The 24250-nt window shown below is 63.9% G+C and carries 26 protein-coding genes; 18 read left to right on the top strand and 8 right to left on the bottom strand.

Translation table 11 applies throughout. The annotated features are described in order from the left end of the window. The 5 genes from AAC023_RS07555 to AAC023_RS07535 all read left to right on the top strand — a co-directional run. On the top strand, positions 1-372 hold a 372-nt coding region (locus AAC023_RS07555), incomplete at its 5' end, for a DUF1330 domain-containing protein (RefSeq protein WP_339739760.1). A 69-nt stretch (positions 373-441) separates the two neighbouring features. Beyond that, a complete protein-coding gene (locus AAC023_RS07550; RefSeq protein ID WP_339739758.1) occupies positions 442-1551 on the top strand; it encodes an NAD(P)/FAD-dependent oxidoreductase in 1110 nt (369 codons plus the stop codon). A gap of 393 nt (positions 1552-1944) precedes the next feature. After that, on the top strand, positions 1945-2655 hold the full coding sequence (locus AAC023_RS07545) for a hypothetical protein (protein WP_339739756.1): 711 nt from the start codon (positions 1945-1947) through the stop codon (positions 2653-2655). A gap of 24 nt (positions 2656-2679) precedes the next feature. Further along, a complete protein-coding gene (tdh, locus tag AAC023_RS07540) occupies positions 2680-3714 on the top strand; it encodes an L-threonine 3-dehydrogenase (RefSeq protein WP_339739753.1) in 1035 nt (344 codons plus the stop codon). Then, positions 3711-4415, top strand: a complete 705-nt coding sequence (locus tag AAC023_RS07535) for a nitroreductase family protein (RefSeq protein ID WP_339739751.1) — start codon at positions 3711-3713, stop codon at positions 4413-4415. The genes tdh and AAC023_RS07535 overlap by 4 nt, the downstream gene beginning before the upstream one ends. A gap of 59 nt (positions 4416-4474) precedes the next feature. Here AAC023_RS07535 and AAC023_RS07530 read toward each other — a convergent pair whose 3' ends face one another. The 3 genes from AAC023_RS07530 to AAC023_RS07520 form a co-directional block, all read right to left on the bottom strand. After that, positions 4475-6199, bottom strand: coding sequence for an alpha/beta fold hydrolase (locus AAC023_RS07530; protein ID WP_339739749.1), 1725 nt, complete (start codon positions 6197-6199; stop codon positions 4475-4477). Positions 6200-6439: 240 nt separating this feature from the next. Continuing rightward, complete coding sequence (locus AAC023_RS07525; protein ID WP_339739747.1) at positions 6440-6643, bottom strand: superinfection immunity protein; 204 nt, start codon at positions 6641-6643, stop codon at positions 6440-6442. A gap of 122 nt (positions 6644-6765) precedes the next feature. After that, positions 6766-7656 (bottom strand): AraC family transcriptional regulator N-terminal domain-containing protein, encoded by an 891-nt coding sequence (locus AAC023_RS07520; RefSeq protein ID WP_339739745.1) that lies wholly within the window; start codon positions 7654-7656, stop codon positions 6766-6768. A 154-nt stretch (positions 7657-7810) separates the two neighbouring features. Between AAC023_RS07520 and AAC023_RS07515 the strand changes: the two genes are divergently transcribed. Then, entirely contained in the window at positions 7811-8578 is a 768-nt protein-coding gene (locus AAC023_RS07515; protein ID WP_339739743.1) for an SDR family oxidoreductase, read from the top strand. 64 nt (positions 8579-8642) lie between these two features. On the opposite strand, the gene AAC023_RS07510 is transcribed toward AAC023_RS07515, so the two are convergent. Continuing rightward, positions 8643-10289, bottom strand: a complete 1647-nt coding sequence (locus tag AAC023_RS07510) for a long-chain-fatty-acid--CoA ligase (RefSeq protein ID WP_339739741.1) — start codon at positions 10287-10289, stop codon at positions 8643-8645. Positions 10290-10449: 160 nt separating this feature from the next. Between AAC023_RS07510 and AAC023_RS07505 the strand changes: the two genes are divergently transcribed. Continuing rightward, positions 10450-11442, top strand: a complete 993-nt coding sequence (locus tag AAC023_RS07505) for a threonine/serine dehydratase (protein WP_339739739.1) — start codon at positions 10450-10452, stop codon at positions 11440-11442. 10 nt (positions 11443-11452) lie between these two features. On the opposite strand, the gene AAC023_RS07500 is transcribed toward AAC023_RS07505, so the two are convergent. After that, positions 11453-13504 carry a lytic transglycosylase domain-containing protein gene (locus AAC023_RS07500; RefSeq protein WP_339739737.1) on the bottom strand — a complete coding sequence of 684 codons (2052 nt, stop codon included), beginning with the start codon at positions 13502-13504 and terminating at the stop codon, positions 11453-11455. Positions 13505-13649: 145 nt separating this feature from the next. Here AAC023_RS07500 and dapA point away from each other — a divergent pair, with 145 nt between their 5' ends. After that, positions 13650-14531: a 4-hydroxy-tetrahydrodipicolinate synthase gene (gene dapA, locus AAC023_RS07495; protein ID WP_339739735.1), complete on the top strand. Its 882-nt coding sequence runs from the start codon at positions 13650-13652 to the stop codon at positions 14529-14531. Next, positions 14528-14992: an SsrA-binding protein SmpB gene (gene smpB / locus AAC023_RS07490; protein WP_091767493.1), complete on the top strand. Its 465-nt coding sequence runs from the start codon at positions 14528-14530 to the stop codon at positions 14990-14992. Before dapA ends, smpB begins: the two co-directional genes overlap by 4 nt. Before the next feature lie 12 nt (positions 14993-15004). On the opposite strand, the gene AAC023_RS07485 is transcribed toward smpB, so the two are convergent. Then, positions 15005-16003 (bottom strand): GlxA family transcriptional regulator, encoded by a 999-nt coding sequence (locus AAC023_RS07485; protein ID WP_339739731.1) that lies wholly within the window; start codon positions 16001-16003, stop codon positions 15005-15007. A gap of 72 nt (positions 16004-16075) precedes the next feature. Between AAC023_RS07485 and AAC023_RS07480 the strand changes: the two genes are divergently transcribed. Then, positions 16076-16279, top strand: a complete 204-nt coding sequence (locus AAC023_RS07480) for a glutathione S-transferase (protein WP_339739729.1) — start codon at positions 16076-16078, stop codon at positions 16277-16279. Positions 16280-16354: 75 nt separating this feature from the next. Here AAC023_RS07480 and AAC023_RS07475 read toward each other — a convergent pair whose 3' ends face one another. Together AAC023_RS07475 and AAC023_RS07470 are read right to left on the bottom strand one after the other, a co-directional pair. Then, positions 16355-17005 (bottom strand): uracil-DNA glycosylase, encoded by a 651-nt coding sequence (locus AAC023_RS07475; protein WP_339739727.1) that lies wholly within the window; start codon positions 17003-17005, stop codon positions 16355-16357. Next, positions 17002-17553 (bottom strand): NYN domain-containing protein, encoded by a 552-nt coding sequence (locus tag AAC023_RS07470; protein ID WP_339739725.1) that lies wholly within the window; start codon positions 17551-17553, stop codon positions 17002-17004. Before AAC023_RS07470 ends, AAC023_RS07475 begins: the two co-directional genes overlap by 4 nt. 37 nt (positions 17554-17590) lie before the next feature. On the opposite strand from AAC023_RS07470, the gene folK reads away from it, so the two are divergent. From folK to era, 8 genes are all read left to right on the top strand, one after another. Then, a complete protein-coding gene (gene folK, locus AAC023_RS07465) occupies positions 17591-18112 on the top strand; it encodes a 2-amino-4-hydroxy-6-hydroxymethyldihydropteridine diphosphokinase (protein ID WP_339739723.1) in 522 nt (173 codons plus the stop codon). A gap of 84 nt (positions 18113-18196) precedes the next feature. Then, on the top strand, positions 18197-18568 hold the full coding sequence (gene rpoZ, locus AAC023_RS07460; RefSeq protein ID WP_339739721.1) for a DNA-directed RNA polymerase subunit omega: 372 nt from the start codon (positions 18197-18199) through the stop codon (positions 18566-18568). Positions 18569-18574: 6 nt separating this feature from the next. Continuing rightward, on the top strand, positions 18575-20803 hold the full coding sequence (locus tag AAC023_RS07455; protein ID WP_339739719.1) for a bifunctional (p)ppGpp synthetase/guanosine-3',5'-bis(diphosphate) 3'-pyrophosphohydrolase: 2229 nt from the start codon (positions 18575-18577) through the stop codon (positions 20801-20803). Further along, positions 20800-21384 carry an orotate phosphoribosyltransferase gene (gene pyrE, locus AAC023_RS07450; RefSeq protein ID WP_339739717.1) on the top strand — a complete coding sequence of 195 codons (585 nt, stop codon included), beginning with the start codon at positions 20800-20802 and terminating at the stop codon, positions 21382-21384. The genes AAC023_RS07455 and pyrE overlap by 4 nt, the downstream gene beginning before the upstream one ends. Further along, positions 21384-22136, top strand: a complete 753-nt coding sequence (locus tag AAC023_RS07445; protein WP_339739715.1) for a pyridoxine 5'-phosphate synthase — start codon at positions 21384-21386, stop codon at positions 22134-22136. The genes pyrE and AAC023_RS07445 overlap by 1 nt, the downstream gene beginning before the upstream one ends. After that, positions 22133-22546, top strand: a complete 414-nt coding sequence (gene acpS, locus AAC023_RS07440) for a holo-ACP synthase (RefSeq protein WP_339739713.1) — start codon at positions 22133-22135, stop codon at positions 22544-22546. Before AAC023_RS07445 ends, acpS begins: the two co-directional genes overlap by 4 nt. Then, positions 22539-23228: a ribonuclease III gene (gene rnc, locus AAC023_RS07435; protein WP_339739711.1), complete on the top strand. Its 690-nt coding sequence runs from the start codon at positions 22539-22541 to the stop codon at positions 23226-23228. Before acpS ends, rnc begins: the two co-directional genes overlap by 8 nt. Further along, a complete protein-coding gene (gene era / locus AAC023_RS07430) occupies positions 23215-24165 on the top strand; it encodes a GTPase Era (protein WP_339739709.1) in 951 nt (316 codons plus the stop codon). The genes rnc and era overlap by 14 nt, the downstream gene beginning before the upstream one ends. Positions 24166-24250 lie beyond the last annotated feature (85 nt).

The following is a 24250-nucleotide window of genomic DNA, read 5'->3' as shown; positions in this document are numbered from 1 at the left end:
GCCGGGCCGGTTTTCATGGTCAATCTGCTGAAATTCAAGGACCGGGCGGACTATGCCGACGGGCGCGAAACCGGGCTCACCGGGCGTGAGGCGTATGAGATCTACGGCAAGGCGATCATGAAAATCCTGCCGGAGTTTGGCGGCAAGCTGGTCTTTGTCGGCAATACGAGCTTTCTCGCCCTCGGCCAGGTCGAGGAGCTGTGGGATGAGGTCGCGATCATCATGTATCCCGATCGCGGCTCGCTTCTGCGCATGTCAATGTCGCCGGCCTGGCGGGAGATCGCGGTGCATCGCGAGGCCGGTCTCAAGGGCCAGCTCAATATCGAGACGGTGATGCCGCCGGCCCTGCTGGCGGGCCTCGCCAAGGGGTGAGGGCGCACGGCCTGGTGTTGACACCGTCCGCTCGCTCGGGGATGCAGGGTTGGCGGCGGAGTGATGCGCATGGCATTCGAGACAGATGCGATCGTGATCGGGGCTGGCGCCGTTGGTCTGGCGACGGGCCGTGCCTTTGCCCTGCGCGGCCATGAAACCCTGGTGCTCGAGGCGCAAGGCGCGATCGGGCAGGGGATTTCCTCGCGCAATTCGGAAGTCATCCATGCCGGGCTCTATTACCCGACCGGCTCGCTGAAGGCGCGGCTGTGCGTGCTCGGGCGGCAATTGCTCTATGCCTATCTCGACAAGTATCACATCGCCCACGAGCGCTGCGGCAAGCTGGTTGTCGCGACCGAGCCGCATGAGGCGGCGCGGCTGGAAGCGATCTTTCGCCAGGCCGGGGAGAATGGCGTCGAGGGTCTGCAAAGGCTGAGCGGCGAACAGGCGCGGGCGCTGGAGCCGGAACTGAACGCCACCGCCGCCATCCTCTCGCCCGATAGCGGCGTGATGGATGCGCATGGCTATATGGGCAATATGGCGGGCGAGATCTCGGCCCTGGGCGGGGCGGTCGTGGTCAATACGCCGTTTGCCGGTGCAACGCCGCTTGAGGGCGGCGGCTTCCTGGTGCGCACCGGCGGCGATGCGGCGACCGAAGTGACGACGCGTTATCTCGTGATCGCCGCCGGTCTTGGCGCGCAAGCCGCCGCCGCAAGTGTCGAGACCTTCCCGGCCGGGCAGATCCCGCGCCTGCATTACGGCAAGGGCGTGTATTTCACCTGTGCCGGCAAGGCCCCGTTCGGGCGGCTGGTCTATCCGCTGCCGATCCCCGGCGCGCTGGGCACGCATTACCGCCGCGATCTCGGTGGCCAGGCGCGCTTCGGGCCCGATCTCGATTTCGTCGATGCGCCCGACTACTCGGTCGATCCGGCGCGGGCCGATGCGTTTTACGACACGATCCGCCGCTTCTGGCCCGGCCTGAAGGACGGCGCCCTGGTGCCCGATTATGCCGGTATCCGCCCCAAACTGCACGGGCCGGGCGAGTTGCAGACCGATTTTCGCATCGATGGCGCCGAGGCGCATGGGCTTGCCGGCCTGATCGCCCTGTTCGGGATTGAAAGCCCGGGGCTGACCTCGTCCCTGGCGATTGGCGATGAGGTGGTGCGGCGGCTGGTGGATTAGCGCGAGGGGCTGGGACATCGGTTCTCCCGGGGCGGTGTCGCGGCAAGACTCGGCTCCCCGCGCAGGGGCATTGCGGACGATCCGCCGGGGGTAGTCTGGGTCTTGAAGTGTTTCTTGTCCTGGCGGACCGTCCACAACCCGGTGAAGCCAATTAAGGAAGAGCGCCGGCCCGTCGACCCTTGCGCTTCCAGCGCCACCCGTCCGGTTCGAGACTGTGCACCGCCGCGTTCCGAACGTGGACACAGTATAGGTCCGCGCCGTGGGGGTGGGGACAAGTTGATGCGCCCGACGAGCGGGGCGATCCGTCGCATCGGCCCGAACACCGCCGCCCTTGACCTTGCGCATGGGCTGCGGCCTGATCCGGCGACCAAAAACGGGCGGGGATAAACGGGTATGCGTATTTCGAATCTGGCCTTTATCGCGGCAATTGCCGGCGCTATCGCGACGCTGGTCTTCCCGATCCTGTTCGGCGCGCCGCCGGAACCGGGTGCGGCCCCGATGGCGGACGGGTTTGTGACCCCGATCCTGGCGCTGGAATTTGCACGTTCCGCTGACGAGCTCGCCTTTGTCCAGGGCGAGGGCGCGGCGGCCCTGCGCGCTTTTCTCGTTCATACCCAGTCGCTCGACCGTTTCTTCCCGCTCGCCTATGCCGGCATGGCGGCGATGTTTTTCCTCGCGCTCGGGCTGCGGCGTCCGGGGCGCTGGCTGGCCTGGGCGGCGCTGGCGGTGGCGCTGGTCGCAATCGGCGCTGACTGGGCCGAGAACCGGGTGATCGGACGGCTATTGGCCGAGCTCTCGGCCGGCGATGAGCCCCGCGCCCGCCTGCTGGCGGCGCTGCACGGGCATACCTGGATCAAATGGGGGCTGATCGGCCTCTATGCGGCGCTGTTCAGTGTTTTGATGTGGCAGGATAAACGCCGCCTGCTGGCCATTCCCGGCGCCGTCGCCGCGCTGGCGATTGCCGTAACCTGGATCAGCGGATCGAACGGACAGGTCGCCGAAATCATGGCCGCGCTGCTCATTCCCTTCATGCTCACTTTCCCTCTGGCGGCACTGATGTATCTTCGCGGCAAATCCGCGCCGTCAAAACCGAGCGCGGGATAGCACCACAATGTCGAGGGAGTCGTGATGAAAGCGCTGGTCAAGGCAAAGCCGGAAGAAGGCATCTGGATGCAGGATGTGCCGATGCCGAAAATCGGCCCGGACGATGTCCTGATCAAGATCCACAAGACGGCGATCTGTGGCACCGATATCCACATCTACAACTGGGATGACTGGGCCGCCAAGAATGTGCCGACCCCGATGGTGGTCGGGCATGAATATGCTGGCGAAATCGTCGACAAGGGCGCCAATGTGAAGCGCGTCGAGATCGGCCAGCGCGTCTCCGGCGAAGGCCATGTCGTCGGCACCTTGTCGCGCGCGGCACGCGCCGGCCGTTTCCATCTCGACCCCGATACACAAGGCGTCGGCGTCAATATTCCCGGCGCCTTTGCCGAATATCTCGCCCTGCCGGCCTTCAATGTCGTCAAACTGCCCGAAGAGGTCTCCGACGAGCTCGGCGCAATTCTCGATCCGCTCGGCAATGCGGTCCACACGGCGCTGCAATTCGACATGATCGGCGAGGATGTGCTGGTCACCGGCGCCGGCCCGATCGGCATTATGGCGGCTGCGATCGCGCGCCATGTCGGCGCCCGCCATGTCGTGCTGACCGATATCAATACCCACCGCCTGCACCTGGCCAGCCAGGTCGTGCCGCGCGTTCATACCGTCAATGTCGCCGAGACCAGCCTGAAAGACGTGATGGCCGAGCTCGGCATGAGCGAGGGCTTTGATGTCGGGCTGGAAATGTCCGGTGCGCCGAGCGCCATCGGCTCCATGCTCGATGCCATGGTGATGGGTGGCAAGATCGCGATGCTCGGCTTGCCGTCCAAGCCGATCCCGGTGGATTTCGGCTCGCTGGTGCTCAAGGCGATCACGCTGAAAGGCGTCTATGGCCGCGAAATGTTCGAGACCTGGTACAAGATGATCGCCATGCTCGAGAGCGGGCTCGATGTCAGCCGCGTCATCACCCATCGCTATGCCGCGGACGAGTTTCAGAAGGGGTTTGACGCCATGCGCTCGGGCAAGTCGGGCAAGGTAATTCTCGATTGGACCCAGTCATGACCGACAAGCGCCCGGGCGAAGTCCATCCGAGTGAACCCAAACGCGTGCCGCTGACCGATTATGTCGAATACGGTCCGGCGGAAATGCTCAGCCGCGCGGCCGCTTTCGCCAAACATCTCAAGCGCCGCCGCACCGTGCGCGATTTCGCCGACCGGCCGGTTGATCCCAAAATCGTTGAACACGCCATCGATGCCGCTGGCACCGCGCCCTCGGGCGCCAATCACCAGCCCTGGCATTTCGTGGTGATCCAGGATCCGGCCCGGCGCAAGGCCCTGCGCGAGGCGGCGGAAAAGGAAGAGCGCGCCTTTTACGAAGGCAAGGGCGGCGAGGAATGGCTCGAGGCGCTGGCGCCATTGGGCACGGACTCGGCCAAGCCGTTTCTGGAAACCGCACCGGTGCTGATTGCCGTCTTCGCGCAAAAGCGCGGCGGCGAGAAAATCGGCCAGTCGAAGAAGAATTACTACATCAATGAGAGCGTCGGCATCGCCTGCGGCTTCATGCTCGCCGCTTTGCACGAGGCCGGCCTCGTGACGCTGACACACACGCCCAATCCAATGAAATTCCTCACCGAGATTTGCGAGCGCCCGGCCGACGAAAAACCCTTCATGCTGATCGTCGCCGGCTATCCGGCCGAAGACGCGACGGTGCCGGAACATGCGTTGATCAAGAAGAGCGTCGGCGAGATTTCCAGCTGGCTCTGACCCTTTGGCTCCGACACAACGGGTGAGGGCCTGCGTTTGCCGCGCAGGCCCTCAGTGTTTCAGGGTGCGAAACGCTCGGCGATCCAGTTGCTGATCAGTTCGAGCGCGGCGGGATTGAAGGTCTCTTCAATTTGCGCGTATTCCGGAACCGTGCCGGTTTGGGCCGTCTGGAACATGTGGTTGAGCCCCTCCAGTTCCAGGACCGTGGCATCATGATTGCCGGCCAGTCCGGCGCGCAGCCCGGCGAGATTGGGCCCGGGCAGGACCTGGATATCCAGCGAGCCATTGAGCGCCAGAACGGGCTGTTCGACGCCCGCGAGATGAGGCGCAGGGTCGAAGCGCAGGAACACACGGTTCCAGGCGCGCACATTCTGATTGATGAGCATGGACTTCTGATCCGGCGTAGCGCCCAGCAGGGCCAGCGCATCGGCGGTGAGCCGGTCGTCGAGCGCCTGGCGCGCACTCGCTTCATCGGGCGCGGCGCGGAGCACATCCATGATTTCAGTGATCAGGGTCTGCAAGGCGGCCAGATTGGCCTCGCTGCGGCCACCCGCACGGGCATTGGCGATCGACTGGTCGATGAGGACTTGCTGCCCCGTCGTGCCAGGCCCCGCGAGCAGGACGATATAGGCGACCGAGGGATTGCGTGCGGCAATCACCGGCGCGATGAGCCCGCCTTCACTATGGCCGATCAGCCCGATCGATGCGGTGTCGATTTCCGGCCGGGTCTGGAGCCAGTCCAGCGCCGCTTCGGCATCGGTCGCGAAATCCATGGAGGTGCCCGAGGCAAAATCGCCGGTGGATTCGCCATAGCCGCGATCATCATAGCGCAGGACGGCAATGCCCTGACGTGTCAGATGATCGGCCAGAACGGCGAAGGGGCGATGGGTCCAGACGGTCTCATCGCGGTCCTGGGGGCCGGAACCGGAAATCAGGATGGCGGCCGGGAAGGGGCCATCGCCTGCTGGCAGGGTCAAAGTGCCGGCCAGCCAGACATCCTCGGCAGCCGGATTGTCGAAGCGGACGCTTTCCTCGCGATAGGGGAAGGGCGCGACCGGTGTCTGTGGCCGGACGGGGGCGGCCACCTCGGCGGCGATACGGGTGAAGGTCACGTCGGCATCGTCAAATCCGGGCCGCTGCCAGGCACCGCTCATGGCGTCGCCGCCGGCATTCAGCCGGCCCTGATAGACGACATTTGCGGCCGGAACGCGGAATTGCACCGAATTCGCGTCGCGGGTGAGGCCGGTGACGGGAATGCCGTAGGCAGCCTGGCTGATGGAATCGAGGGTGATTTGCGTGCCGGCCGGCGTTGTCTCGATATTGAGCTCGAGCTCGAGCAGTGTGTCGTCACGCTGGAGCATGCCGTGCCAGACGCCATCCATGCCTTCGATCATCGCGGCCGCATCTGCGGCTGCGTCCGGTCGGGCAAAGCTCAACGGCAAGGCCATGCCCTGGTTGAACACGCCGTCATAGCTGCGGGTCTCGCCATTCCATTGGCCGCGATAATTGGCCCCCAGTGCGGCGATTTCGAAGGCCATTTCACTGCCGGACAGGGTGATGGCGGTGACCGGTATCAATTGCCCCGGTGCCTGGTCGAGGCTTTCGAGCGTGGCGGTGAAATCACCGTCCTGGGTCGCGCTCACGGCGATCAGGAGGCGAAGCTCGCCATTCGGGGTGGTCAGCTCGCCCAGCCATTCACCGGTCAGGTTATCATCGGCGTGAGCGGGAAGGCAGAGGCAGGCGATGAGGGTGAGGGCGCTGAGATATCGTAGGACGGTTTGCATGATGGGCTCCAGTTTCGCGTCGTGTATTCCGGATAGATAGTTAGCGAAACGTCGAATTGATGGCAAGTGTTATTTCGTCGAACGGCTAATTGAGTTGCATTTCCAGAGAGTTCCACCGCAAAGGCATGCCGGTATCTGACCACTGGATAGAGTCACGCCCGGACTGTGAGGGGCCCGGGCGTGACATCTGGGGGTAAGTGCGCGTTTCGTGCGAGATCGCAAGAGGGGGAGGAGCGGTCTCTAGTCCCGCACGCGCCGGCGGATGGCGGTGAAGCTCCAGATCAGGGCGACCAGCCAGCCAATCCCGGTCCAGCCCAGCAGCAGGTTGGTCAGGAAGATAGCGAAGCTGTTGTCGTGGCCGCGCAGCAGGGCGATCAGAGTCGGCATGAAGCCGATGATCAGAAATGCAATCGCGCCTTCGGGGCCCATCAGGTGATACTCCATATCGTTTGTCCTTATCGACTTTCGATATGAAGTTAGGCCGATCCGAACCGGTGTGCAAGGAGGCAGGAGGGGGGATTTTGCGCCGGCCGGTCCCGCCCTTCCGGCGGGCAGTGGTCATGCGGTCATGCGGTCATGCTTCGGTCGCTGCGGGGCGATTGCCCGAATTTGCGCCGGTATTCGCGGCTGAACTGGGTTGGGCTTTCATAGCCGACCTCGTAGGCGATCGCGGTGACGCTGCCGGCAGCGGCCTGCAGGCGGCGGCGGGCCTCCATCAGGCGCAGGGCCTTTTGATATTGCAAGGGGGTTGTACCGGTGAGCACGCGGAAATGGTCGTGAAAGGCCGAGACGCTCATCCCGGCCTCGCGGGCCAGCGCCGCGACCGTCAGCGGGGCCGCGTAATCGCGCCGGATCCGGGCGATGGCGCGCGCAATCCGGCTGGCATGCCCATCGGGCTGCACCAGCGCCCGCAGGGCCGAACCCTGATCGCCGAGCAGGAGGCGATAGTGGATCTCGCGGATCACCAGTGGTGCGAGCACGTCGATATCCATCGGATTCTCCCGCAGCGCGAACAGGCGGGCCATGGCATCGATCAGCGCCGGATCGGCATCGCCCATGACCAGCGCCGTGTCCGGCGCGCTATTGTCCATGGTGTCGAGCTCTTTCAGTCCTGATGCCAGATCGCGCAACAAGGTGATATCCAGATCGAGCGCCAGGGCGAGATAGGGCGATTGCGGCGTCGCCGCGACGACGCAGGCCGTTGCCGGCAGGTCGAGGCTGACGATGAAGCTTTGCAGCGCACCGAAGCGGTGCAGGCGTTCGCCGATCCGGGTCTGCTTGCTACCCTGGAGGACCAGGCAAAAGATCGGCTGGTAGTCGATGGCCGTGAACTCGGTCGAGATCCGGCTCCGCACCAGCGAGAGCCCTGGCACATGGGTCGGCTGTGGCGCGTCATCAAAGCCACAGGCATTGGCGTAGTCCGCCATTTCACGTTTGAGACTGTCAAGCTGCACCATGGCGAAACTCCCTGCTCGCTGTCCTAGTCCGGCTGCTCGATTGCGGCAAGCCAAGGGTCCGCATCGGCGAGGATTGGGCAGGTTTTCCGGAGGATGGGGCAGGCGGCCACGCGGTCGGGCGATTAGGTCAGGGGGCGATCACAAGGAGCTGAACATGTCTGACCCAACCCATCCGATTGTCCTGATCACCGGCGGCAGCCGCGGTCTCGGCCGCAGCATGGCGCTGCATCTGGCCGGCAAGGGCGCCGATATCATCCTGACCTATCAAAGCGGCCGGCAGGCGGCCGAGGCTGTTGTCGCCGAGATCGTATCCCTCGGACGCCGCGCCGTTGCGCTGCAGCTGGATGTCGGCGCGACCGCCGGGCTTGCCGGTTTTGTCGAGAGGCTGCACGAGGCGCTGGAGACGCATTGGAACGGTACCGGGATCGATGTCCTCGTCAATAATGCCGGCATCGGCCTTCACAAACCCTTGGCCGAGACCAGCGAGGCCGAGTTTGACCTGTTGATGGCCATCCACCTCAAGGGCGTCTTCTTCCTCACCCGGTCCCTGCTTGGCCTGATCCGCGATGGTGGCCATATCCTCAATCTCTCCACCGGCCTGACACGCTTCACACTGCCCGGCTTCGGCGCCTATGCGGCGATGAAGGGCGCGGTCGAGGTGCTGACGCGCTACCTGGCGCTGGAACTGGGCCCGCGCGGGATCCGCGTGAACACCATTGCGCCGGGGGCAATCGAGACTGATTTCGGGGGCGGTCTGGTGCGCGATAATCCGGCCGTGAATGCCGGGATTGCTTCAGCCACCGCGCTCGGCCGCGCCGGGCTTCCCGATGATATCGGCGGCGCTGTCGCCAGCCTGTTGCTGGGTGATTTCGGCTGGATGACCGGGCAGCGCATTGAACTCTCCGGCGGCCAGAACCTCTAGCCCGATACGAAACAGCCCCGGCCTGATGGCCGGGGCTGTGACGCTGGAAAGATTTGGTTCCGGCCTAGCTGTCGACAGGGGGAAATTCATAGCCGGCATAAATCTCGCGCAGCTTTGTCTTGAGAATTTTCCCCGTGGCACCGATCGGCATGTGCTCGATGAATTCCACCGCATCGGGCAGCCACCATTTGGGTACCTCGCCGCGCAGGTATTCGATGATCGAGTCGGCATCGGGCTCGAAACCCTCATTGAGCTGGACCACCAGCAGCGGGCGTTCCTGCCATTTCGGGTGCGGCATGCCGAAAGCGGCTGCCAGTGCGACGGAGGGATGGCCCATGGCGGCGTTTTCCAGATCGATCGAGGAGATCCATTCGCCACCGGTCTTGATCACGTCCTTGGACCGGTCGGTGATGGTCATGAAGCCATCGCCGTCGAGATAGGCGACATCGCCGGTCTTGAACCAGCCATCATCGGTGAAGCTTTCCGCCCCGGCGCCGCGATAATAGGAGGAGGCGATCCAGGGCCCCTGGACCTGGACATGGCCCGAGGACTTGCCATCCCAGGGCAGGATATCGCCGCCATCATTGACGATACGCATACCGACGCCGAAGACGAGCCGGCCCTGTTTCAGCTTGACCTTGATCTGGGCTTCGCGGTCGAGCTTGTCGTGCTTGGGCAGGAGGTTGTTGACGGTGCCCAGCGGGCTCATTTCCGTCATGCCCCAGCCTTGCTGCATCACGACGTCATATTCGTCCTCATAGGCGCGCAGCAGGGCCTCTGGCAGGGCCGAGCCACCGATCAGCACCCGCTCGACACTGTCGATGCGCTTGCCGCTCTTCTGCAGGTATTGCAGCAGGCCAAGCCAGACGGTCGGCACGCCGGCGACGTAATTGACGCCTTCGCTCTCGATCAGCTCGTGAATGCTGGGTCCGTCCATCTGGGCGCCGGGCATGACCAGCTTGGCGCCATTCATCGGTGCCGCATAGGGAATGCCCCAGGCATTGACGTGGAACATCGGCACCACCGGCAGCAGCGTGCCGCGGGCACCGACGCCGATCACGTCGGAGGCCGAGGAGGCCATGGCGTGCAGCACATTGGAGCGGTGGGAGTAGAGGACGCCCTTGGGATCGCCCGTCGTGCCCGAGGTGTAGCACAGGCCGGCGGCGGTGTTCTCGTCGAACATCGGCCAGTCATATTCCGTGCTCTGGTCGGCGATCAATTCCTCATAGGTCAGGCATTTGGTCGCGACGCCGTCCTTGTAGGTGGCATCGGTCATCAACACCCAGTGGCGGACCGATTTGCACTGTTTGGAGATGGCATCGACCAGCGGGGCGAAGGTCTTGTCGAAGAAGACGACTTTCGACTGGGCGTGATCGAGCATCCAGATCAGCTGTTTCGGGTCGAGGCGCGGATTGACGGTGTGGATCACCGAGCCGATGCCGGAGATCGCGTAATAGAGTTCGAAATGCCGGTGGGAATTCCACGCAATGGTAGCAATGCGGTCGCCCTCGCGGACTTTCAGCTTCTTCTGCAGCGCATGCGCCAGCTGTTTGGTGCGCTGGTGTGTGGCGGCATAGCCCTGGCGGTGAATCAGCCCGCTTTCGGGCAGGCGGGTGACGATTTCCTGGTCGCCATGGCATCGGGCGGCGTGGACCAGAATGTCCGAAATCATCAACGGACGTTCCATCATATGTGCGCGCAAGGTCATCATGTCTCCCCTTGATATCAACCAATTTCGCGGTGCTGTTTTTTTTCTTATCAAAAGGCTTCCCGCGCCGCCGCGCAATCCCTTTGCGCGGCAGAGCTGAATTGCCTATGCGTTTCGCACGTGTTTGGCGGCCGTTCGCGGCCAGGTCTGGAGTGTTTGCGCGATGTCATCACCGGTTTTCGACCTGCCTGGCCATAGCGACATTCTTGATGCCGCGCAGCGATTGACCGGTCACGCGGTGCGCACGCCGCTTTTGCGCAATGACTGGCTCGACGACCGGCTCGGCGCGCGGCTGTTTGTTAAGGCCGAATGCCTGCAGCGCACCGGCTCGTTCAAGTTTCGCGGCGCCTATAACCGGATTTCCCGGCTGAGCGACGCCGAGAAGCAGCGCGGTGTCATCGCCTACAGTTCCGGCAATCATGCCCAGGGCGTCGCTGCGGCGGCGCGCCTGGTGGGCACGCATGCGACGATCTTGATGCCGACTGATGCGCCGGCGGCCAAGGTCGAGGGCGTGCGCTTCTGGGGCGGCAAGGTGGTGACCTATGACCGTGCCAGCGAATCGCGCGAGGCGATCGGCGCCCGCATCGCTGCCGAGGAGGGGCGCATACTGGTGCCGCCCTATGAGGATCGTTTCATCATTGCCGGGCAGGGCACGGCGGGGCTGGAACTGGTCGAGCAAATGGCCGCACTGGGCTTGGCGCCTGATATCGTCTCGGCCCCCGCCGGTGGCGGCGGGCTGATCGCCGGCACCGGGCTGGCGGTCAAGCACGCCCATCCGGACGCGCAGGTCTGGGCCGCCGAGCCGGAGGGTTTCGACGATCATAAACGCTCGCTCGCCGCCGGCCACCGCGTCGCCAATGATCGCCTGACCGGCTCGATCTGCGACGCCATCATCACGCCGACGCCCGGCGAGCTGACCTGGCAATTGAACAGCCATCAGCTCAGCGGCGGCGTCGCTGTCAGCGATGACGAAGTGCTTCAGGCCATGGCCCTGGCCTGGCGCCACCTCAAGATCGTGATCGAGCCGGGCGCGGTCGTCGCCCTGGCCGCGGTGCTGTCCGGCAAGCTGGATATCGCCGGCAAGACGGTCTGCGTGCTGGCCACGGGCGGCAATGTCGACCGGGCGATGTTTGCGCGGGCGCTGGAACTGGGGTGAGAAACTCCGCCTATTCCGGCACAGTCGCCACCGCTCCCCGCCGCAAATCATGTTCGATCATCAGCGCGGTCGGCGCATCATCGATCAGGCGGGTGCGATAGACCTGCACATTTTCCAGCACGCGCATCACGTAATTGCGGGTTTCCGAGAAGGGGATGCTCTCGACCCAGTCGATCGGATCGATATCGGGATCGCGTGGGTCGCCGTAATTCTCGATCCAGCGATTGGCGCGGTGCGGCCCGGCATTATAGGCGACCAGGGCGAGGATATAGGAGCCGTCATACTGATCGACGACCTCCTCGAGATGGTGCATGCCCAGGGTGAGATTGTAATCGCGGTCATCGGTCAGCCAGTTGAACCGATATGGCGCGCCCATTGAGCGCGCCGTCGCCTGGGCGGTGGCGGGCATCATCTGCATCATGCCGCGTGCGCCGGCACCGCTGACGGCGTCCTGGGCGAATTCGGTTTCCTGGCGGATCACCGAATGCACCAGCGCGTCCTCCGGCCGCCCACCGCTGGTTTGCGGCAGGCTGATGGTTGGATAGGCGCTCTGCGGCAGGATGATGCCGTTGAGCCGCGCCTGCTTGGCGGCGCGCACGGCCTGGCGCATCTGCAGGTATTCATTTGCCAGATTGGCCAGCAGAACGCCGTCGACCGGATCGGTGATCTGATCGTCGAGCCGGTACATGAAGAGGCGGAAATAATACTCCTCGCCCTGTTCGGCGAGCAGGCGCATGGCGCGGATTTCCGGACGTGATTCAAAGGCAACCCGCTGTGCCTCGCTCGGCTCCGGCTCGCGTTCCAGCGCAAAGGCGTCGGGGGCGTCGGAGAGCTGGGCCAGGGCAAGCTGACCGTAATAGGCGGTCGAGTGGACACCGGCCTCGGCATAATAGGTGGCGGCGAGTTCAGGATTGCCGGCATCATCGGCGGCGCGGGCCATCCAGTAGGCGGCGCGCGAGAGCGAGACCGGGGTGCCGACATTGTCGCGCAGATGCGTGAAATGCTCCATCGCCTGGTCCGGCTCGTTGAGATGCACCAGGGCGAGCCAGCCGGCGATGAATTCCGCATCGGCAAAATCGGCGCCTGAATCCATGCCGTTGGCACGCGCCAGCTGATAGGCGGTGACGAAGTCCTGATCGCGGATCAGGTTCAGGATCATCAGCTTGCGCTCGGTCCACATCAGGCCCAGCGCACTGGGATTGGCGTGGGCGTCGGGCAATTGCAGCAATAGCGGCAGCACGGTGTCGGTCATGCCTGCGCGACGGCGCCAGCGGGCGCGTTCATAGGTCAGGCCGGGATCACTCTGCAGGCTGACCGGGATGCGGTTGACGGCACGTTCGACGCCGCTCTGACGTCCGGCCAGGCGCAGGCGGGCATCGGCGAGGTCGCGATCGGTACCCTGCATCAGTGGCAGGACGCGCCGGGCCGCGGTCGTCTGATTGGACCAGATCAGATAATCGATCCGGGCCTGGTGATCATCAGCGGTCAGGAAGGAGGCATGATTGCGGTAGAGCTCGCTCTGGGCAGTCAGCGGGAGGTATTCGCTGCGCCAGGTCTCGCGCAGCAGGCTCTCGCCCTCCTCAGTCCGGCCATCGGCCAGCAGGGCTTCGCCGTAGGCGAGCTTGCCGCGTCCCGTCGCGGGCGGGTGCTCCTCGAACCAGGCGATGATGAAGGGCGCGCTGAGTCCGGAATCGGTGATCTTGGCTTCGGCCTCGGAGCGGATGAAACTGTCGCGCGGCCAGTTGTCGAGTTCGTCGAGGGCGAGATTGAGTTCAAGGAAGCTGACGCGTGGATCGCTCAACACAGTGCGCCATAACAGCACGCTGCGCGCTGCCGTGTCGCTGAGACGCAGGCGGATATCGGCGACCTGTTCCCAGTCCTCGTCATCAGCTGCGTCCAGTCCCTGGCGGAACAGCGCGAAATCGCCGTCGCTGAGATAGGAAGAGTAATTATGGGGCTCCGGCCGCATCCGCGGGGTCGGGGTCTGTGCCTGAGCGGGCAGGGCCAGACCCAGCGACAGCAGGGCTGGAAGCAGTAACGCTGAAAAACAACGCGTGATCATGGATGCTAACTCGGATCCTGATGGCTGAACGCCTTCATCATCCCCCTGATTGGCCCTCACTGTCCAGTCTTGTTGAGAAGGCTTGGCCGCACGCGGCGCCACCTTTATGGTCGCCGGCTTGCAATCCGGATTTCGGGACCAAAACATGTTCAAGGGCTCCATCACCGCGCTCGTCACACCGTTCAAGAATGGTGCCGTGGACGAGGACAATGTAATCGCACTGTGTGAACGCCAGATTGCGGCCGGCAGTCATGGCCTGGTTCCCTGCGGCACGACAGGCGAATCCGCGACGCTGAGCTTCGAGGAGCATATGCGTGTGGTCGAACTCGTGGTGAAGACCGCCGCCGGCCGTGTTCCGGTGATCGCCGGAACCGGTTCGAACTCGACCAGCGTAGCGATCCAGAACCAGGCCCGCGCCAAGGCACTTGGTGCCGATGCGGGACTGGTGGTTGCGCCATATTACAACAAACCCAATCCTGAAGGCCTGTTTCAGCACTATCAGGCGATCAATGACGCGGTCGATCTGCCCATCATTGTCTATAATGTGCCGGGGCGGACAGTGATCGATATCGATGTCTCGACCGTGGCGCGCATTGCCGGCCTGACCCATGTCCTCGGGATCAAGGATGCGAGCAGCGACATGTCACGGGTCTCCGGTCATCGCCGTCTGATCGGTGAGGGCTTCATCCAGCTCTCCGGCGATGATCCGAGCGCGCTCGGCTTCAATGCCTGTGGCGGGACCGGCATGATTTCCGTGACCTCAAATGTGGCGCCTGAACTGTGCGCGCAATTCCAGGACGCGACCCTGGCCGGCGATTGGCACACCGCCCGTCAGCTCAATGACCGGCTGACGCCGCTGCATCATGCGCTCTTCTCCTCCGCCAGCCCGGGACCGACCAAATATGCCATGCATCTGCTCGGGGTGACCGGGCTGGAGATGCGCCTGCCACTGACCGAGCCCGATGAAGCTTCGAAACTGGCGGTGCGCAAGGCGATGGTGATCGCCGGATTGCTGGATCAGTCATGAGCAAGCCCGATACGCGCCCCGTCGCGCTCAATCGCCGCGCGCGCTATGATTACGAGATCGAGGAAACCTTCGAGGCCGGCTTGATGCTGATGGGCTCGGAGGTCAAATCGCTGCGTGAAGGCCGCGCCAATATCGCGGAGAGCTATGTCAGCCCCGAGCGCGAGGGCCTGTGGCTGATCAATGCCGATATCCCGCAATACGCGCCGGCCAACCGTTTCAACCACGACCCGCGGCGCCACCGTAAGCTTCTGCTGAAGAAGAAGGAAATCAGCCGCTTGATCGGTGCCGTGACGCGCGACGGGCGCACGATTATTGCCCTGAAGCTTTATTTCAATGATCGCGGTATCGCCAAGCTCCAGATCGGCCTGGCCAAGGGCAAGCGCAATGTCGACAAGCGCCAGACGATCAAGGATCGCGAGTGGAACAAGCAGAAGTCACGGCTGATGAAGGATCACGGCTAGGCTACTGCCGGTCTATTCGTCCGCTGCCGCAAACCGATCGCGGTAAGCCTGCGGCGTGACCCCCATCAGGCGGGCAAAACTGCGGCGCATGCGTTCATCATTCCCAAAGCCGCACGCCGTCGCGATCGTCTTTATGCTCAATTTGACGTCTTCCAGCATCACCCGCGCCGCATCGACGCGGAATTGTTCGACCGCGCGCGCCGGCGTGTGACCGGTTTCGCGGATATAGAGGCGGGCAAAATTGCGCGCGCTCATCCCGGAACGTTCGGCGAGGGCCTCGATCCGCAAATCTGCGGTGAGATTATCGCGCATCCAGAAGTGCAGGGCGTCAAACTTGCCGCTTGCCGACCGGGTCTGTTCCTTGAGCGCTTCGCTGAACTGGGACTGGCCGCCCGGGCGTTTGATATAGACCAGCAGATTGCGTGCGAGCTCAAGGGCCGCCTCGCGCCCGTGATCGGCCTCCACCATGGCCAGCGCCAGATCAATACCGGCCGTGACGCCGGCCGAGGTCCACACGCCATCATCCTCGATATAGATCGGGTCGGGGTCGATTTCCGCCTTCGGGCAGGTTTCGGCCAGCTGGTCGCAGCGGCGCCAATGGGTGACGGCGCGGCGGCCGTCGAGCAGGCCGGCGGCGCCGAGCAGGAAAGCGCCGGTACAGGTAGAGGCAATGCGGCCGCATCGCTCGGTCGCGCGCAGCACGGAGGCGACGAGGCGATTGTCGCGGCTGGCAGTGTAGACGCCGTCGCCGCCGCACACGATCAGTGTGTCGGTCTCGTCGAGGCCAACGCCGGCGACGCGGCGCGTATTGAGCAATATGCCGGTATCGGTCTTGACCGGTCCGCCATGATGCGAGGCCAGGGTGGTAATATAGGCGTCATAGCCCAGCACCTCATTGGCATCGGCAAACACCTGGAGCGGGCCGGTCGCATCGAGCAGTTTCACCTCTTCGAAGATGAAGAAGGCGATGTGACGTTCGATCAGGGGCGTATTGGCAGAAAAAGTCGGCATGTTGTCATTTGTGCCATTACTGAAAGCGAATAGCCAGAGGCATCTGCCACACGCGTCAAGGAGTGCACCAGAATGCAAACGCTAGAACTGAAACATGTCATAAATGCGTTCTGCCCCTGGTCGGGCGAGGCGGTGCGGGACGGCAGCCTGACGCATTATCGCGGCGCGGTCGTCGGCTTCTGCAATCCAGCCTGCCGTGACAAGTTCGAACGGGCAGCCCGTATGTTCGACCAGGCGCTGGAGCGGCTGGCTGAAAACACCAGTCTGGCGGGCTGACGGGGGCGGCACTTATCGGGAAGTGCATGGTGTCATGTCGTTAACCATGTTTTCCACAGCTGACTGGTTTTGCGATCAGGCGCCCAGATATTCGCGGATATCGGTGAAAACGGCGCTGAACATCGGCTCGGTCAGGCGGCCGGTATTGGTGTTGTAGCGCGAGCAATGATAGCTGCTGAACAGCCGTACCGCGCCTCGCGGTGCCTCGACATCGCTCGCTGCGCCATGGCCAAAGGGGGCGCTGACGAGGCGGTGGCCGAGCGCGCGCAGCGTGTTGTCATGGGCGATCTTGCCGAGGGCCAGAATCGCGCTGAGGCGGGGCAGGGAGGCGATGCGGTCAACCAGGAAGGGGCGGCAGGCATTGGCCTCGGTGCCGACCGGCTTGTTCTCCGGCGGCACGCAACGCACCGCATTTGTGATCATTACATCCTCGAGCGTCAGTCCGTCATCGGCATCCAGCCCGTATGTGCCCCGGCTGAAACCATGCTTGGCCAGGGTGGCGAACAGAAGATCGCCGGCCCAGTCCCCGGTGAAGGGGCGCCCGGTGCGATTGGCGCCGCGCAGGCCCGGTGCCAGTCCGACAATCAGCAGGCGCGCATCCTCCGGTCCGAACGAGCCGACCGGGCCGTTATGCCAGTCGGGGAAGAGGGCGGTATTGCGCTGACGGAACTCGACCAGGCGCGGGCAGAGCGGGCAATTTTTCGGCGGTTCGGGCTGGAGGCTCATATCGTGTCATCCACCCGGTTATCCGGTCGGCCGATCAGGGGCTGGAGATCGAGCAATTCGATGAAATCATCGGCCTGGCGGCGCAGTTCGGTGGCGATCATCGGCGGTTTGGTCTTCATCGAGGAGACGACGCTGACGCGCACGCCGCGGCGGCGCGCCGCCGCGATGGCGGGGCAGAAATCGCCATCGCCGGTAAACAGGATGATGTGCTGGAGATAATCGGCGGCATCGATCATGTCGACGGCGAGCTCGAGATCCATATCCCCCTTCACGCGGCGATTGCCGTCGGCGTCGGTGAACTCCTTGGCCGGCTTGGTGACAACGTGGAAGCCGTTATAGTCGAGCCAATCGACCAGCGGGCGCAGTGGATTATATTCCTCATGCTCAAGCAGGGCGGTGTAGTAATTGGCCCGGATCAGCCGGCCGCGCTTGCGGAATTCCGTAAGGAGGCGCTTGAAATCGATATCGAAGCCAAGCGCCTTGGTGGTCGCGAACAGATTGGCGCCATCGATGAAAATGCCGATGCGCTCATCGGGATAAAAGGTCATTGGATAAATATCCTCTGAGACATGCATGAATGAAACAATGAAAACATCGCCGATTTATATCGCGCTTGGGGCCAATCTGCCATCGGCAGGACGCAGCCCGGCCCGGACACTGGCGCTGGCGCTCGACGCCCTTTCGGCGCGTGGCATCACGGTCGTGACCCGTTCATCCGACTGGCACAGCCCGGCCTGGCCCGATCCGTCGGCGCCGGCCTATGTCAATGCGGTGGCGGAGGTCGAAACGGATCTGGCGCCGCGGGCCTTGCTCGACTTGCTGCACGAAATCGAGGCCGAGTTTGGCCGGGTGCGTCACATCCGTTGGGAGTCGCGCGTGCTCGATCTGGATCTGCTCGATTTTCGTGGCGGGCCGCACAGCGACGAGGCCGGCCTGGAAGTGCCGCACCCGCGGATGGCGGGGCGGGCCTTTGTCATGCTGCCGCTGGCGGAGATTGCGCCACACTGGCGCCAGCCGGAAACCGGGCGCGCGATTGCCGATCTGATCACCGCCCTGCCGCCGGCGGATGTGACGGCGACCCGCAAGCTGCACACCATACTGCGCTGAACGCGCCTGGCCCTTGCCAGACCGGGGCAGTACCGATAGGACACGCGGTTCAAACTGCAGCGCTTGTTCAAGGAGATCGCGCGTATGGCCCGCGTCACCGTCGAAGATTGCATCGATAAGATCCCTAACCGTTTTCGCCTGGTTCTCCTGGCGGCGCACCGTGCACGGAATATTTCCGCCGGTTCCGCGCTGACAATTGAGCGCGACAACGACAAAAACCCTGTCGTCTCCCTGCGCGAAATCGCTGATGAGACCCTCGATCTCGACGTTCTTCGTGAGAGCCTTATCAATGGCTTGCAGCGGGTTCTGCCGAGCGAAGACGAGGAAGAGGCCCGCAAGGCCGAAGGCCGCCAGGAATTCGAAGCCCTGCCGGCTCCGCCTGTCGAACTCGACGAATCGGAAATGCTCAAAGCGCTTCAGAATGATCGGGACGGCGCGCCTGACGGCCGCCTCTAGCGCGCCTTGACTGCCGGGGCGATCTCATCTGATCCGGTTTCGCCGCCGCCCGCCATCCCGAGCGCGGACGAGCTGATCGAGCGGATACGGAAGTATTTTCCGACCGTCGATGCAGACTATGTCCGGCGGGCCTATGATTTCGCCGAAGAAGCCCACCGGCCGCAACGCCGCCAGTCGGGCGAGCCCTATTTCGGCCATGTCGCGGCCGTGGCGATCATCCTGACCGAGCTGCGGATGGACGTCGCCACCGTCTGCACCGGCCTGCTGCACGATACAGTCGAGGATACGCCCGCCACCCTGGCCGATCTGGACACGCTGTTCGGCGGTGAAGTGGCCAGCCTGGTCGATGGCGTCACCAAGCTGGGCCAGATGGAGCTGCGCTCCAAACGCACCAAACAGGCCGAAAACCTCCAGAAACTCGTCGTGGCCATCTCCTCCGATGTCCGCGTCCTGATCGTCAAGCTCTGCGACCGCCTGCACAATATGCGCACGCTCGGCGCCATACCGCGGCCGGAAAAGCGCGAACGTATCGCCCGCGAGACGCTGGATATCTACGCACCGCTGGCGCGCCGGATCGGGATTAACCGGGTCTGTGTCGAGCTGGAAGACCTGGCCTTCAAACATATCAATCCGGCCGCCCATGAATCGATCACGCGGCGGCTGCAATTGCTGCGCGACCAGCATTCGCAGGAAGTCTCCGTCGTCTCCGCCGCGATCACCGACAAGCTGGCCGCGGTCGGGATCGAGGCGCGTGTCTTCGGGCGCCAGAAGCGGCCCTATTCGATCTGGCGCAAGCTGGAGCGCAAGGGTCTGACCTTTGACGATATCGCCGACATCTATGCCTTTCGGGTCATCGTCGACAAACCCGATGATTGCTACCGGGCGCTCGGCGTCATCCACCAGGCCTGGCGCAGCGTGCCGGAACGGTTTCGCGATTTCATCTCCGTGCCCAAGCCGAATAATTACCGCTCGCTCCACACGACCGTCGTCGGGCCCAATAGCGTGCGTATCGAATTGCAGATCCGCACCGAGGCGATGGAAGCGGTGGCGGAAAGCGGCGTCGCGGCGCACTGGCGCTACAAGGACAGCACCTATCGCTACGACCCGGCCGCGGCCCAGGCCGCCGGCGGCGACCCGCTGGAGCGCTTGCGGCCCTTCGTCGAAATTCTCAACCAGGGCGGCGACCCCGATGAATTCCTCGAGCACGCCAAGCTCGAAATGTTCGCCGACCAGGTCTATTGCTTCACGCCGAAGGGCGATCTGATCGCGCTGCCGTCAGGCGCGACCCCGCTCGATTTCGCCTATGCTGTCCATACCGAGCTTGGTCACACCACGGTCGCGGCCAAGGTCAATGGACGCGAGCGGCCGCTGCGCACCGAGCTGCACAATGGCGATGTCGTCCAGATCGTCAAAGGCGGCGTTCGCCAGCCACCGCAGGGCTGGGAAAACCTTGCCATCACCGGCCGCGCCCGCGCCGCGATCCGCCGCCTGATCCGCGAATCCGAGCGCGAGGAATTCTGCCGTATCGGCAAGATCATGGCCGAGCATGCCTTCCGCCGCGAAAACCGGGCCCTGGTCGAGAAAGACCTGACCGAGGCGATCAGCCGGCTGGAATTGAAGGATGTCGAAGGCCTGTATGAAGCGCTCGGGCGCGGCCGCATCACTTCGACCGGTCTGCTCAATGCCGTCTTCCCGGGCCGGCTCGATGATCGCGGCGAGGCGGTCGAGCGCGATCTGATCGAGGATGAGAAGGCGCGCCTCTATGTGCGTGGCCGCGGCTTGACTCCGGGCGTGACCCTGCATTTCGCGGAATGCTGTTCGCCGCTGCCGGGCGATCGGATTGTCGGCCTGCTCGTGCCCGAACGCGGCATCGAAATCCACACTATCGATTGCGAACGTCTGGCCCAGTTTGAAGAGGGCGAGATGGATCAATGGCTCGACCTGGTCTGGACCGACGAGGCCGGTGCCAACGCCGTTTCGATGGCGCGGATCAAGGCGGTCATGCACAATGAGCCTGGCGCCCTGGCCGAGATTGCCAAAACCGTCGGCGAGAATCGCGCCAATATCGCCAATGTGAAAACCTATAAGCGGGCCGCCGATTTCTTCGAGATGGAATTCGACATCGAAGTGATTGACACCCGTCACCTGGCCAATGTGCTCGCTGCCATCCGGATGTGTTCATCCGTGGTCTCGGCGGAGCGGATGCGGGCCGAGCCCGGAGACCAAGACGAATGACACGCGACGAAGTGCTCGATGAATTCCGCGCCGCCGGCGCTCTGCTTGAGGGGCATTTTATCCTCTCCTCCGGCCTGCGCAGCGCGGTCTTCCTGCAAAAGGCGAAAGTCTTTGCCGATCCCGCGCGCACGGAGCGACTTTGCCGCGCCCTGGCGGACAAGCTGAGGGCGGAGCTTCCCGAACAACCGACGGTCATCGTCTCGCCTGCCGTTGGCGGCATCGTCCCCGGCTATGAGACGGCGCGGCAGATGGGGCTGAAGGCGCTTTATGTCGAGCGCGAGAATGGCGAATTTACCCTGCGCCGCGGCTTCGAGCTCGGGCCGCAGGATCGCGTCCTGGTGGTCGAGGATATCGTCAGCACCGGCCTGTCTTCGCGCGAATGCATCGAGGCGATCCAGGCGACCGGCGCGACGGTGATTGCCGAGGCCTGCCTGGTCGATCGCTCCGGCGGCGAGGCCGATGTCGGCGTGCCGCTGATCGCGCTGACGCAATACAAGGTGCCCGCCTATCCCGCCGACCAGCTGCCGCCGGAACTGGCCGCCATCCCCGCGATCAAGCCCGGTAGCCGGGGTCTGGCCTGATGCTGCGCCTCGGCGTCAATATCGACCATGTCGCCACCATCCGGAATGCGCGCGGCGGTGAGCATCCCGATCCGGTGCGCGCGGCCCGCCAGGCCGCCGAGAGCGGCGCTGACGGCATCACCGCGCATCTGCGCGAGGATCGCCGCCATATCACCGACAAGGATATCGACCGGCTGATGGCCGAGATCGATTTGCCGCTGAACCTGGAAATGGCGGCGACGCCGGAAATGCTCGACATCGCCCTGCGCCACAGACCGCATGCGGTCTGTCTGGTGCCGGAGAAGCGCGAGGAACGCACCACCGAGGGCGGGCTCGATATCGCCGCCGGCCATAATCATCTCGCGCCTTATGTGCGTCAGCTCGACGAAGCCGGCATCCGCGTCTCGCTCTTCATCGAGGCCGACCCGGTCCAGATCGCCGTCGCCGAGGCGATGGGCGCCAGCGTCGTCGAACTCCATACCGGCGCCTATTGCGATGCCTTCGCGCGCGGCGACAATGAAGCCGTCGCCGGCCATCTCGAATTGCTCAAGGTCGGCGCCTCGGAAGCCTTCCGCCGCGGCCTGGAAGTGCATGCCGGGCACGGCCTGACCTATGAGACGGTGAAACCGATTGCCGCAATCCGCGAGCTGATGGAGCTCAATATCGGTCATTTCCTGATCGGCGAGGCGATTTTCCGCGGCCTGCGCGAAGCGGTGACGACGATGCGCGGCCTGATCGCCGAGGCGCGGGACGGGGCGGATCCGTCGATATGATCCTTGGCCTCGGCTCAGACCTGATGGATATCCGCCGTATCGAGCGTTCGCTCGAGCGTTTTGGTGATCGTTTCGTGCAGCGTGTCTTCACCGAGGTGGAGCAGGTCAAATCGGAAGGCCGCCGCATGCGGGCGGCCAGCTATGCCAAGCGCTTTGCCGCCAAGGAGGCCGGCGCCAAGGCGCTCGGCACCGGGATTTCGCGCGGCGTGTCGTGGAAGGAAATCGGCGTCATCAATCTGCCCGGCGGCAAGCCGACGCTGGCCTTCACCGGCCGCGCGCTGGAACGCCTGATCGCGCTGACGCCGGAGGGAATGGAAGCGCATGCCCATATCACCATCACCGATGATCATCCCTATGCCCAGGCCTTCGTGGTGATCGAGGCGCGCCTGATCGTGTCGGCCCATGATTGATCCGACCGCTGATCTCGAATCCCGCATCGGCTATGTCTTCAAGGACAGAAAGCTGATCGAGCGGGCGCTGACCCATTCCAGCTTTGGCGATGGCCGCCCGGGTTTTCGCAGCTATGAACGGCTGGAATTCCTCGGTGACCGCGTGCTCGGCATGATGACGGCTGAAGCGCTATACCAGGCCTTCGATACCGCGGCTGAAGGCGCCCTGGCGCCGCGCCTCAATGCGCTGGTGCGCAAGGAGACCTGTGCCGAGGTGGCGCGCGCGATCGATCTCGGCTCGGCCCTGCGCATGGGGCGCTCGGAGGAGAAGAGCGGCGGCCGCGCCAAGACCTCTATCCTGGGCGATGCCTGCGAGGCGCTGATGGCGGCGCTCTATCTCGATGGCGGCCGGCCTTGTGTGCAGGCCTTCTACGACGCCCACTGGTCCGACAAGCTCGAGGCCTTGAAGCAGAAGCCGCGCGACGCCAAATCCATGTTGCAGGAATGGGCCGCCAAGGTCGGCCATGCCGCGCCGCGCTACCAGCTCACCGGCCGCTCCGGCCCCGATCACCGCCCGGTCTTTACCGTCCAGGTCACAATTTCACCGCTTGAACCGGCTATCGGTGAGGGCGGAACCAAGCAGACGGCTGAACGGGCCGCCGCTGAAGCACTGTTGAACAGAGAGGGCCATGATGTCGGCTGAAGCAGAAACCCGATTTGGCTTTGCCGCCGTGATCGGATCCCCCAATGCCGGCAAATCGACCCTGGTCAATGCGCTCGTCGGCGCCAAGATTTCCATCGTCACGCACAAGGTGCAGACGACACGCTTCGCCGTGCGCGGCGTGGCGATCGAGGACAAGACACAGATCTGTCTCGTTGACACGCCCGGCGTCTTCGCGCCGAAAAACCGGCTCGACAAGGCCATGGTCCGCGCCGCCTGGAGCGGTGCCGATGATGCCGATTGCGTCGTTCACGTCATCGATGTCGGTGCCCGCGATCGCATCGAGCAGGGCCAGGGCAAGCCCGGCGATCGGCTGATGGTCGATGATGATGACCGTGTCATGGAAGGCCTCAAACTGGCCGGCCGCCAGGCAACGCTGGTGCTCAACAAGATCGATACCATCGACAGCGATCATTTGCTGGCGATGTCGAAAGAGCTTTACGATACAGGTATTTACTCTGATGTTTTCATGATTTCCGCCAAGAAGGGTTTCGGCGTGCCGCTGCTGAAAGCCCATCTGGCGACGCTGATGCCGGAAGGCGTCTGGCATTATCCCGAAGACCAGATCGCCGATCTGCCGCAGCGCCTGCTGGCCGCCGAGATCACCCGCGAGAAACTCTATCTGCGCCTGCATGAGGAATTGCCCTATTCCTCCATGGTCGAAACCGAGAGCTGGAGGAAGCTGCGCGACGGGTCGGTGAGGGTCGAGCAATCCATCATCATCGAACGCGACAGCCAGAAACCCATCGTGCTCGGCAAGCATGGCTCCGCCGTCAAGGCGATCGGCGAGGCGGCCCGGCGCGAGCTCGAGGAAATGCTCGGCTGCCGCGTCCATCTCTTCATCAATGTGAAGGTCGATCCCCGCTGGATGGCGCGCCGCTCCCACTTCTCCGATGTCGGGCTTGATTTCGATGCCTAGGCTCGCCGTGATCGAGACCTGCGATGGAATGGTCTGATAGCGGCATTGTCCTGGCGGTTCGGCCGCACGGGGAGACCAGCGCGAT

Source organism: uncultured Maricaulis sp., from assembly GCF_963976135.1.
In the GTDB taxonomy this organism is placed as follows: Bacteria; Pseudomonadota; Alphaproteobacteria; order Caulobacterales; family Maricaulaceae; genus Maricaulis.
The sequence above is the reverse complement of the archived record's forward strand: the minus strand, read 5'-3'. Positions and strand labels throughout refer to the sequence as shown.